Raw genomic sequence first — 9158 nt, 5'->3', positions numbered from 1 at the left:
ACCAGCTGTCACCCGAGTGCGGACGATCACGTCCACGCCACGGCGATGATCACGTTGAGAATGCCCAGACCACCGGCGACATGGGCGAGGGTCGCGGTCGAGCCGGGATTCTGCTTCTCCTTCCTCAGGCCGATGAACGCCACGACGAGCACGGCGAGGGCGACCAGCAGCTTGATGCCGATCTTCATGTGGTTCACCTCGACGACGTCCTGCGCCTCCCGCAGACCGACCAGGGCCAGACCCGTCACGACCTGCAGGATGGCGCCGTGCAGCATGCCGGCGACGACGCGCGGTTCCTTGATGACCGCGAGCCACGAACCGATGATGCCCGCGAGGCCGATGAAGTGCAGGATGAGGAAGATCTTGATGGCGATGTCCATGGGCGCAATCCGACCATTCGGGACGGGGACTGTCCAGTTAGGTGACGCTCATGGTGTGCCCCGGATCACGCCTGGTCGCGGTACCAGTCGAGCAGGTCGGGCTCGTCGATCGCGGTGCGGTCGACGACGCGGCCGGGATCGGCTCCCTGCAGGATCCGTTTGAGGGGAACCTCGAGCTTCTTACCGGTGCGGGTGTGCGGCACCCCGGGCGCGGCGACGATCTCGTCGGGCACGTGCCGGGGCGAGGCATGCTCGCGCACGGCCGCACGGATCCGTTCCTTCAGGTCGTCGGTGAGCGTGACGCCCTCGGCGAGGACGACGAACAGCGGCATGCGGTACGTGCCGTCGGGTTGTTCGATGCCGAGGACGAGCGACTCGACGACCTCGGGCAGGTTCTCCACGGCCTGGTAGATATCGGCACTGCCCATCCGCACACCGTGGCGGTTGAGGGTGGAGTCGGACCTGCCGTGCATCTCGAAGGTTCCGCGCTCGGTGATCGTGATCCAGTCGCCGTGGCGCCACACACCCGGGTAGACGGAGAAGTACGCATCGCGGTAGCGACTGCCGTCCGGGTCGTTCCAGAACCGCACGGGCATGGACGGCATGGGGACGGTCACCACGAGTTCGCCGACCTCTCCGCGCACCGGCCGGCCCCCTTCGTCGAAGGCGTCGACCGCCACGCCGAGGCAGGGCACCGAGATCTCTCCCGGCCACACGGGCACCGTGGGGACGGCGCCGACGAAGGCCGTCACGACGTCGGTCCCGCCGGAGATCGACATCACCTGCACGTGCTCGCCGGCGTTGTCCGACAGCCACGCCGACGACGAGGCGGGCAGCGTCGACCCGGTGACCCCGACGCCGCGGAGGGCCGACAGATCGTGGTCGTCCTGCGGGACGACACCGGCCTTGATGCAGGCCAGCACATAGCCGGGGCTCGTCCCGAGCACCGTGACGTTCTCCTCGGCCGCGATCCGCCACAGGCGATCGACCTCGGGATGGGACGGGGCGCCGTCGTAGGTGACGACGGTGCATCCCACGAGCAGCCCCGAGAGCAGGAAGTTCCACATCATCCAGCTCGGGCTGGTGTACCAGAGGAAGCGGTCGCCGGGACGGAGGTCGAGGTGCAGCGACAACGCCTTGAGGTGTTCGAGCAGCACACCACCGTGGCCGTGCACCAAGCCTTTCGGTGGGCCGGTGGTGCCGGAGGAGAAGACCACCCACAACGGATGGTCGAAGGGAACGGGTAGGGGTTCGAGAGCGGCGTCGCCGGAGACAGCGTCCCGCCAGTCCAGAACGGTCCCGGTCTGCCCGGACGTGTCGAACCCGGACGTGTCGAACGATGTCTCCTCCTCCGACACGACGACCGTCAGGGCGAGGCCGGGCATCGCGGCGCGGAGTACGTCCACCTCGTCGACGCGGTCGTGCCGCCGTCCTGCGTAGCGGTATCCGGTTGCCGTGACGAGTGCTCGTGGTTCGAGTCTGGCCAGACGGTCGATCGCCGCAGGTGCGGCGTAGTCCTGTCCACATCCGGCCCAGACGGCCCCGATGCTCGCCGTGGCGAGCAGGGCGACGATCGCTTCGGGGATGTTGGGCAGGTAGCCGACGACACGATCACCCTCCCCCACCCCGTGCGCGCGGAGCGTCGCGGCGAGCGCGGCCGTCCGGCGTTCGAGTTCGGACCAGCAGACCTCGCGTCGGCGTCCCTCCTCGTCGAGGTGGACGATGGCGGCCTCGTCCGGGGGACGCTCCCGGAAGACGTACTCGGCGAAGTTCAGTCGCGCGCCCGGGAACCACACGGCACCGGGCATGGAGGCGTCGGCCAGAGCCGGGCCGGGGTCGGTGTGGGAGACGACGTCGAAGGCGTCCCACACTGCCTGCCAGAATGCGCCGGGCTCGTCGACGGACCACTGCCACAACGCCCGGTAGCCGGGCAGGTCGAGTCCGTGTCTCTCCTCGACGAACCGGGTGAATCCGGTGACGTTCGCCTGCTCGATGTCGACGTCCGTCGGAGTCCATTGCGGTTCCACCACAGTTCACCTCCCGGTCCGGGACCGTACCTGAACACGGACGAAGACCCGCCCGGACCGGCCGGGAACCGTCGTGCACGGACGGACTGCCCGTGCACGACGTCCGAGACGTCCGAAACGGAGCCTCGCGCGAGGACTCTCGGCTACCGCCGCTCGCGCGTCGCAGACGTGTAGATGAGGGTGAGCACCACAGCGACGGCGATGGAGATGATCCAGCGGATCCAGTCGATGCCGGAGGTGTTCTCGTTCCCCTCGGACGAGATCAGACCCCAGATCCAGTAACCGATCAGCGCACCGATGATGCCGATGACGATGGTGATGAGCATCCCCATCGCCTGCTTACCGGGGATCACCAACCTGGCGAGGATACCGATGACTGCGCCGAAGATGATCGTGCCGATGATCTGTCCCATGGTGAGCCTCTCTGTTCGGCGCCGCACCCGGGGCGGCGCAACCTCGACGACCATGTACCCCATCAGTGTCGATCATGAACCCCTCACACGAGGCGGATTCGACGTGCCTGTCGAGTGAACATCCTTCTCCGGCAGGGCCGTGGTCTCACCGGCCCCCGTCCGCTCGTGTCGCCTCGAGCAAGGCGATCGCCTGCTCGCGCATCTCCACCTTGCGGACCTTCCCGGTCACCGTCATCGGGAACTCCTCGACCACGTGCACATAGCGCGGGATCTTGTAGTGGGCGAGCTTGCCGGTGCAGAACGTCCGGAGCGAATCGGCGTCGAGCGGTTCGGCGCCCTCGCGCATCCGGATCCACGCCATGAGTTCCTCGCCGTACTTCGTGTCGGGCACGCCGACGACCTGGGCGTCGAGGATGTCCGGGTGGGTGTAGAGGAATTCCTCGATCTCGCGGGGGTAGATGTTCTCCCCACCCCGGATGACCATGTCCTTGATCCGGCCGGTCACCGAGACGTACCCGTCCTCGTCCATGACGCCGATGTCGCCGGTGTGCATCCATCGGGCCGCGTCGATCGCCTCGGCGGTCTTGTCGGGCTGATCCCAGTAGCCGAGCATCACCGAGTAACCGCGGGTGCATAGTTCGCCGGGTTCGCCGCGCGGCACCGTCAGTCCGGTGACGGGGTCGACGACCTTCACCTCGAGATGCGGGCCGACACGACCGACGGTGCTCACGCGCCGCTCGATGCTGTCGTCGCTGCGGGTCTGCGTCGAGACCGGGGAGGTCTCGGTCATGCCGTAGCAGATGGAGACCTCGCTCATGCCCATCCGGTCGATCACCTGCTTCATCACCTCCACCGGACACGGTGATCCCGCCATGATTCCGGTCCGCAGACTCGACAGGTCGTAGTTGTCGAATCCGGGGTCGGCCAGTTCGGCGATGAACATCGTCGGCACGCCGTACAGCGACGTGCACTTCTCCTCGGCGACCGCACCGAGCGTCGCAGCGGGGTCGAATCCCGGCGCCGGCAACACGGTGGTCGCGCCGTGACTCGTGCACGCGAGGTTGCCCATCGTCATCCCGAAGCAGTGGTACAGCGGGACGGGGATGCAGACCCGGTCGCGTTCGGTGTAGTGGCACAGCTCGCCGACGAAGAAACCGTTGTTGAGCACGTTGTGGTGACTGAGGGTGGCGCCCTTGGGGAAACCGGTGGTGCCCGAGGTGTACTGGATGTTGATCGGATCGTCGGGCGACAACGAGGCCTGGGCCGCGTCGAGCGGTGCCCGGTCCTCGGTGAGCGCGGCGCGGCCGGAGTCGACGAGTTCGTCCCACCGCGGCGAGTCGAGCAGGACGACGTCCTCGAGATCGGGGCAGTTGGGCCGGACGGTCTCGATCATCTGCGCGTAGTCGGAGGTCTTGAACGTCGGGGCGGACACCAGCATCCGCACACCGGCCTGCTCGAGGACGTACTGCAGCTCGTGCAAGCGGTAGGCGGGGTTGATGTTGACGAGGATCGCCCCGATCTTCGCGGTCGCGTACTGCACGAGCACCCACTGCCAGCAGTTGGGTGCCCAGATTCCGACGCGGTCACCCTTGGTGATGCCCGCCCGCAGCATACCGAGCGCGAGCACGTCGATGTCCGCGACGAATTCGGTGTAACTCCAGCGCTTTCCGGCGGCAGAATCGACGAGCGCCTCACGGTCGCCGAAGCGGGCGGCGGTGCGGTCGAGGTTGTCGCCGATGGTGTCGCCGAGCAGCGGGACGTCCCAGGCACCCTGGGTGTAGCTGGGCAGACGGTCGACGTCGAGGCCGGACATCGCATTCTCCTTCACGAGGCGGGGAAACGGCTGTGGTGGCGGTCGTCGGGCTGCTGCCGGACGACCGCCACCGGGGGTGGATCGGTGGGGCGGTGGATCAGAGGGCCCGGTCGCGGGTCTCCACGAGCGCCGCGGTGCAGACCAGGCTCACGAGGCCGATTCCGGCCAGCATGATCCCGATCGCGATACCGCCGTAGGAGGCGGCGAGCGGTGCGGCGATCATCGGCGGGATGGCGCCGCCGAGGACACCGGCGAAGTTGTAGCCCAGACCGGCACCGGTGTAGCGGTAGCGGGTCGCGAACATCTCGGGCAGCAGTGCTCCGCACGGCCCGTAGGCGATACCGAAGATCGCGAGGGTGATCATCATTCCGAGCACGAACGCAATCGGTGAGCCGGTGTCGAGGAGCGGGAACAACACCAGTGCCCAGACCACGGAGAAGGCGCACGAGACCATGATGACCTTCTTGCGCCCGAAGCGGTCGGAATACAGCGCGGACAGCACGATCGCGAGACCGAAGACGAGCGACGAGGCGATGCCCACCACCAGGACGAACGGCCGGTCGAATCCCAGCTCGGACGTCGCGTAGCTGGTCAGGTAGGCCGTGCCCATGTAGAAGAAGGCGAACATGATGGCCAGCGCGCCGCCGGCAAGGAAGATCTCCTTGGCCTGGTAGCGCAACGCGTCGAGGAAGGGCAGCCGGCGCGGGGCCTCGATCTCGGCGGCCGGGGCACTACGGCGGGCTTCCTGCTCCGCACGAAAGACAGGAGTCTCTTCGATGGCGAGGCGCATGTAGAGGCCGATGCCGACGAGAACGATGCTGAGCAGGAAGGGGATCCGCCAGCCGTAGTTCAGGAAGGCGTCGTTGGTGTCGCCGAGGGCGAGACCGGTGAACAGGAAGGTTCCGCTCGACAGGGCGAATGCGATGGCGGGACCGAGCTGCGGGAACATCGCGTACAGACCGCGTTGGCCTGGTGGCGCGTATTCGGCGGTGAGCAGGGTCGCACCGGCCCACTCACCGCCCACTGCGAAGCCCTGGGCGAATCGCAGCAGCACGAGGATGATCGGGGCGGCGACACCGATGGTCTCGGCGCCGGGCAGAAGGCCGATGAGCAGGGTGGAGATACCCATCAGCAGCAGCGTGGAGATCAGCGTCTTCTTGCGTCCGATGCGATCGCCGAAGTGCCCGAACAGCATTGCGCCCACGGGGCGGGCGATGAAGGCGACGGCGAAGGTCGCGAAGGAGGCGACGGTACCTGCGGTCGATCCGAGCGCGGGGAAGAAGACCGTCGGGAAGACGAGCGCTGCGGCGGTGCCGTAGATGAAGAAGTCGTAGAACTCGATCGTCGTGCCCATGCAGCTGGCGACGGCGACGCGCCGGATACCGGGCCCTTCCTTCGAGGGGCCCGCGTGGCGGGGTGTGGATGGATCGGGACGCGAACGTCCCACCGGTCCGGCGACGGGGGGTTCGGCAGCCCCCGGGGTCGACACACTGGTCACGTGAGTCCTCCGTTGTCCGTTCGAACCGCGGGCGTGATCGCCTCGGCGGATGAACGAAACGTAGTGATGCCGGTCACCCCCGCACCACCCCCGAAAGGGGGGTAGAGGTGACCGGCATCACATAGTGCGCCGAACGAACGAAATTGTCAGCGGCCGGCGGCGCCCGCGATCTCCTGGCGCATCTCGCCCCACACGGAGGCGTAGGAGTCGATGTTGGCGGCCGTGGCCCACGCCAGCGAGCCGCCCTTGATCTTCTCCAGGGCCTCGGCGAACAGGTCCTGGTAGCGCGACAGGCGCGGCACGAACGCCGACACGTCGTCGAACAGACTCTGCGCCCGGCGGTCGAGGTCGATGAGGCCGTCGACGAATCCGTCGGCGTCCGCGTTCTCGAGGAGCGTGTTCAGCTCCTCGTCGAGTGGGAGGAACTGGTCGTAGAGCTCCGAGATCGAATCCTCGTCGATGGAGACCCGTTCGGCATCGAGCTGATCGTTCAGCTCGGAGGTGCCCTTGTCGGTGAGGCTGATGCCGCCGCCGTTCTCCGACGCCTTGCCCTGTTCGAGGAGCGCGGCCACCGCAGTCTGGCCGGCCGCCACCGACACACCGAGGTGCGCGGCGATCACCTCGGCAGCGACCTGCTTCTTCAGGCGCACCGTCTGCAGCAGTGCCAGTTCGTCCACGTTGCCTGCGAAGGCCATGCCCACTCCTCGTCGCACCCGCCGGGCGCCCACGTCGTCGTCCGGAATCCGGACGGATTCCGTCCCGATTCTGACGCACACCGGCAACCGGCAGGCGAGTCACCCTCCTCCCGATGGGATCACGCCGATGGGATCACGGGGACAGGCCGGGTACCGGGCACGCGTCGGCGGCCTCGGCGACCACGGTGGGCACATCGGACACCGCGGGCTCCACGCCGGCCTCCCGGTCCCGCCCGGTGAGTGGCCGGTGGGCTTCCAGGAGAGCCATTTCGTCGGAAGTGAACGCGCGCCCCCTGCTGAGGAACCGCACCCCCTCCGGACTCTCGAGACTGAACCCGGAGCCGCGCCCGGGCACCACGTCGAGGACGAGACAGGTGTGCTTCCACGCCTCGAACTGCGAACCGGAGATCCACACCGGCACGGCGTCCGCGCCGACCGGCGGATCGGAGCGGGTCTCCCCTGCCCCGAGGCGCAGGTCGAGGACTCCGAGGAGCACGTCGCAGTCGCCGACGACGAAATCGCCGTCGGGATAACACATCGGCGCGGAGCCGTCGCAGCATCCGCCGGACTGGTGCATCATGAGCGGTCCGTTGCGCTGCGCGAGGCGGCGCAGCAGGGCGACGGCATCGACGGTCGCCACGATTCGCGGGACGGTCACAGGCCTGCCTTTCCGTTGGGGTGCACGGTGTTCCGAGCGTATGGCAACGGCGCCTGCCACGCCGTGCGGACGTGACAGGCGCCGAAGTTCGGATCAGAAGAAGCCCTGTGCCTTGGGGGCGTAGGACACCAGGAGGTTCTTCGTCTGCTGGTAGTGGTCGAGCATCATGAGGTGGTTCTCGCGGCCGATGCCGGACTGCTTGTAACCACCGAAGGCCGCGTGCGCGGGGTACTGGTGGTAGGTGTTCGTCCACACCCGGCCGGCCTGGATGGCGCGACCGGCACGGTAGGCGACGCCACCGTCGCGGGACCACACACCGGCACCGAGACCGTAGAGGGTGTCGTTGGCGATCGAGATCGCATCGTCGAAATCGCTGAAGGACGTCACGGACACGACCGGGCCGAAGATCTCCTCCTGGAAGATGCGCATCTTGTTGTTGCCCTGGAAGATCGTCGGCTGCACGTAGTAGCCGCCCGAGAGGTCGCCGCCGAGATCGGCGCGCTCACCACCGGTGATGACCTTGGCACCCTCGCTCTTGCCGATCTCGATGTACGACAGGATCTTCTCGAGCTGGTCGTTCGAGGCCTGAGCGCCGATCATCGTGTCGGTGTCGAGCGGATCGCCCTGGCGGACGGCCTTGGTGCGGACCGCGGCGAGCGAGAGGAAGTCGTCGAAGATGTCCTGCTGGATCAGCGCACGCGACGGGCACGTGCACACCTCACCCTGGTTGAGGGCGAACATCGTGAAGCCTTCGAGCGCCTTGTCCTGGTAGTCGTCGTTCGCCGACAGCACGTCGGAGAAGAAGATGTTCGGGCTCTTGCCACCGAGTTCGAGGGTGACCGGGATCAGGTTCTGCGAGGCGTACTGCATGATCAGCCGGCCGGTGGTGGTCTCACCGGTGAACGCGATCTTGCGGATGCGCGGGCTCGACGCGAGCGGCTTGCCCGCCTCCACACCGAAACCGTTGACGATGTTGACCACGCCGGGCGGCAGCAGGTCGCCGATGATCGAGATCAGGTGCAGGATCGACGCCGGTGTCTGCTCGGCGGGCTTGAGGACCACCGCGTTGCCGGCGGCCAGGGCCGGCGCGAGCTTCCATACGGCCATGAGGATCGGGAAGTTCCACGGGATGATCTGGCCGACGACGCCGAGCGGCTCGTGGAAGTGGTAGGCGACCGTCTCGGAGTTGATCTCGGAGATCGAACCCTCCTGCGCGCGGATGGCTCCCGCGAAGTAGCGGAAGTGGTCGATCGCGAGCGGGATGTCGGCGTTGAGGGTCTCGCGGATGGGCTTGCCGTTGTCCCACGACTCGGCGAGGGCGATCGACTCGAGGTTCTCCTCGATGCGGTCGGCGATCTTGTTGAGGATCACCGCGCGTTCGGCGGGCGAGGTCTTCCCCCAGGCCGGCGCGGCGGCGTGGGCTGCGTCGAGCGCGAGTTCGATGTCTTCCTCGGTGCCGCGAGCGACCTCGGTGAACACCTGGCCGGTGACGGGGGTGACGTTCTCGAAGTACTCCCCCTTCACCGGGGGCACCCACTGGCCGCCGATCCAGTTGTCGTACCGGGACTGGAAGGACATGTGGGCGTCGGGCGAACCGGGGCGGGCGTACACGGTCATGTGCATCTCCTGCAGCGTCGAGCGGTCGGTATGTGATCCGAAACACTACGAACGCGA

The 9158-nt window shown here is 67.4% G+C and carries 8 protein-coding genes; all 8 read right to left on the bottom strand.

Annotated features, from left to right (window positions below):
* Positions 1-26 precede the first annotated feature (26 nt).
* Positions 27-380, bottom strand: a complete 354-nt coding sequence (locus tag ACQR3U_RS12795; RefSeq protein WP_006553525.1) for a hypothetical protein — start codon at positions 378-380, stop codon at positions 27-29.
* A 65-nt stretch (positions 381-445) separates the two neighbouring features.
* Positions 446-2407 carry an acetoacetate--CoA ligase gene (locus tag ACQR3U_RS12790; RefSeq protein ID WP_230811008.1) on the bottom strand — a complete coding sequence of 654 codons (1962 nt, stop codon included), beginning with the start codon at positions 2405-2407 and terminating at the stop codon, positions 446-448.
* 143 nt (positions 2408-2550) lie between these two features.
* Positions 2551-2820: a GlsB/YeaQ/YmgE family stress response membrane protein gene (locus tag ACQR3U_RS12785; RefSeq protein ID WP_016932945.1), complete on the bottom strand. Its 270-nt coding sequence runs from the start codon at positions 2818-2820 to the stop codon at positions 2551-2553.
* 145 nt (positions 2821-2965) lie between these two features.
* Entirely contained in the window at positions 2966-4633 is a 1668-nt protein-coding gene (locus ACQR3U_RS12780) for an AMP-binding protein (protein ID WP_230811007.1), read from the bottom strand.
* A 97-nt stretch (positions 4634-4730) separates the two neighbouring features.
* The gene (locus ACQR3U_RS12775) at positions 4731-6131 is read right to left on the bottom strand and encodes an MFS transporter (protein WP_006553529.1); all 1401 of its coding nucleotides are present in this window, start codon (positions 6129-6131) and stop codon (positions 4731-4733) included.
* A 146-nt stretch (positions 6132-6277) separates the two neighbouring features.
* Positions 6278-6826 carry a hypothetical protein gene (locus tag ACQR3U_RS12770; protein ID WP_230811006.1) on the bottom strand — a complete coding sequence of 183 codons (549 nt, stop codon included), beginning with the start codon at positions 6824-6826 and terminating at the stop codon, positions 6278-6280.
* Between the two features lie 133 nt (positions 6827-6959).
* A complete protein-coding gene (locus tag ACQR3U_RS12765) occupies positions 6960-7484 on the bottom strand; it encodes a DUF779 domain-containing protein (RefSeq protein ID WP_006553531.1) in 525 nt (174 codons plus the stop codon).
* A gap of 93 nt (positions 7485-7577) precedes the next feature.
* On the bottom strand, positions 7578-9101 hold the full coding sequence (gene adh, locus ACQR3U_RS12760; RefSeq protein ID WP_230811005.1) for an aldehyde dehydrogenase: 1524 nt from the start codon (positions 9099-9101) through the stop codon (positions 7578-7580).
* Positions 9102-9158 lie beyond the last annotated feature (57 nt).

The sequence above is a fragment of the Rhodococcus sp. IEGM1339 genome, assembly GCF_050321925.1.
GTDB lineage: Bacteria > Actinomycetota > Actinomycetes > Mycobacteriales > Mycobacteriaceae > Rhodococcus > Rhodococcus pyridinivorans.
Note: the sequence above shows the minus strand (reverse complement) of the source record. Positions and strands in the feature narration are given on the sequence as shown.

What these genes read in the sequence shown, in the direction of transcription:
- ACQR3U_RS12780 (WP_230811007.1), bottom strand. Translation starts at nt 4,633, where the DNA reads ATGTCCGGCCTCGACGTCGACCGTCTGCCCAGCTACACCCAGGGTGCC.
- adh (WP_230811005.1), bottom strand. Translation starts at nt 9,101, where the DNA reads ATGACCGTGTACGCCCGCCCCGGTTCGCCCGACGCCCACATGTCCTTC.
- ACQR3U_RS12770 (WP_230811006.1), bottom strand. Translation starts at nt 6,826, where the DNA reads ATGGCCTTCGCAGGCAACGTGGACGAACTGGCACTGCTGCAGACGGTG.
- ACQR3U_RS12785 (WP_016932945.1), bottom strand. Translation starts at nt 2,820, where the DNA reads ATGGGACAGATCATCGGCACGATCATCTTCGGCGCAGTCATCGGTATC.
- ACQR3U_RS12795 (WP_006553525.1), bottom strand. Translation starts at nt 380, where the DNA reads ATGGACATCGCCATCAAGATCTTCCTCATCCTGCACTTCATCGGCCTC.